General features: G+C 50.7%; 2 protein-coding genes. Both read left to right on the top strand.

What is annotated here, in order from left to right; all coding sequences use genetic code 11:
• Positions 1-162: 162 nt before the first annotated feature.
• A complete protein-coding gene (locus tag PHU49_07475) occupies positions 163-1722 on the top strand; it encodes a sigma 54-interacting transcriptional regulator (GenBank protein MDD5243843.1) in 1560 nt (519 codons plus the stop codon).
• A gap of 20 nt (positions 1723-1742) precedes the next feature.
• Positions 1743-2054: PAS domain S-box protein (locus PHU49_07470; protein MDD5243842.1), on the top strand; the 312-nt coding region annotated here is incomplete at its 3' end.

Raw genomic sequence — 2054 nt, 5'->3', positions numbered from 1 at the left:
CGCCTCCCGCCTTTCGGGAGACTCTGCTTTCTGCTCTTCTTACCTTCTTCTCTTCTTCTCTTCTCATATTTATCTGTTATATTTCACAGAAATATATCTTGCATATTTTTTTGATAATATATAAACTGTTATTTATAACAGTTATTGGCGAATGGGTCTTGCATGAAGATAGACGAAAACCAATTTTTTAGAGAGATCACATTGCGTATCTGCGGAAGCCTTGACATCGAGAAGGCCCTCTGGAACTGTTACCTCTACACTACCAATATCATACCCGCGGATGAATTGATCCTTACCGTATACGATCCCGGCGCCGGGACGCTCGATGTTGTCGCAACAGCGAACAATAAGGGCGGCATGAACAGGGCGGACAAGGTCCCTATGCCCCCTGACCTTCAGAAACAATTGAATGAGCCCTCAAAATTTCCGCGCGTGAGGATATCGGACGATGTGTACCGGGATACAATAGTGGGGCTCGTTGCCGAAAGGTATCGTTGGCCTGATTCTTCAATTATCGTAGGTCGGCTCATCATAGAAAACAAGTTTGTAGGCTCCTTTATTGTCCGTGCGGACGGGAAAAACAGATACACCGAAGATGATGCAAAGTTGTGGTCTCTTATCAATGAGCCGGCCGCTATTGCCCTTGCCAACAGCCTGCGCTATCAGGAATTGATAAAACTGAAGGAGCTTCTGGCAGATGACAGCAATTATTTTCAGAACGAACTGCGCCGGGGTTTCAGCGAGGAGATCGTCGGCGCGCAATTCGGCCTTAAATCAGTAATGGATCAGGTCCTGAAGGTGGCGCCCCTGTCAAGCCCTGTTTTGCTTGAAGGAGAAACGGGAACCGGCAAAGAATTGATCGCCAACGCGATCCACAACTTTTCACCGAGGAATAACGAACCGCTCATCAAGGTGAACTGCGGGGCCATCCCCGATTCCCTCATCGACAGCGAGCTTTTCGGACATGAGAAGGGTGCTTTCACCGGCGCCATCTCTCAGCAGAGAGGCAGGTTCGAGCGTGCCCACAGGGGGACCATCTTCCTCGATGAGATATGCGAGCTCCCCCTCCATGCCCAGGTCCGCTTGCTGCGCGTCCTTCAGGAAAAAGAGATCGAACGCGTCGGCGGGACCCAATCGATAAAGATTGACCTGCGGATTATTTCCGCAACGAATAAAGACCTCCGGAGGCTTGTAGAGGAAAACCAGTTCAGGGATGACCTCTACTACCGTTTATGTGTTGTCCCGATCCGCATACCGCCATTGAGGGAGAGGAAGGTCGACATCCCGGCCCTTGTTGAGTACTTCATACGCAGAAAGTCAAAGGAGATAGGGCTGCATTTTATGCCGAGGCTTGTCCCGGGTACGATGGAAAAGCTCGTGGAATATGACTGGCCAGGAAATGTAAGGGAATTAAGCAATGCCGTTGAGCGGGCTATCGTCATCCACAGAGGAGAACCTCTCGGTTTCGAGGATATTGTCGGTATCAAGCCGGCAAAGGATGAACCGGGTAGTCATGGTCCGGGAGCAACCGACCTGAGCATGAAGAATATGGAGGTCCAGCATATTATGCGGGCAATGGAAATGGCCGGTGGGAACGTTGAGGGACCGAAGGGCGCTGCCGCTATCCTTCACTTGCATCCCGGCACATTGCGCAGCAGGATGAGGAAACTGGGTATCCCCTTTGGCAGGAAAGCAAAGACACAGTATGCCGGAACACAATAGGTCCGCTCAGGTGAAAGAAGATGAAAGACCGGAATAAGACGAAAAAACAACCCCCCACGGAAACGGCGGAGATACATCGCCGTTCGGAAAAAAAGGCAGTATCGGAACTCGAACACCAGATCATTGAACGGGAACATGCGGAACAAGCGCTTCACGAGAGCGAATTAAAATACCGCAGCATCTTTGAAAATGCCGTGGAAGGCATCTTCCAGAGTACGCCGGATAGTCATTTGATCGCCGTTAACCCCGCGATGGCCCGCATATTCGGTTACGCCTCTCCGGAAGAAATGGTCCGTGACGTTACCAACATAGGTCAGCAGCTCTATACCGAT

The organism is Syntrophorhabdaceae bacterium (assembly GCA_028713955.1).
In the GTDB taxonomy this organism is placed as follows: domain Bacteria; phylum Desulfobacterota; class Syntrophorhabdia; order Syntrophorhabdales; family Syntrophorhabdaceae; genus UBA5609.
This window is presented reverse-complemented; position numbering and strand designations above follow the sequence as displayed.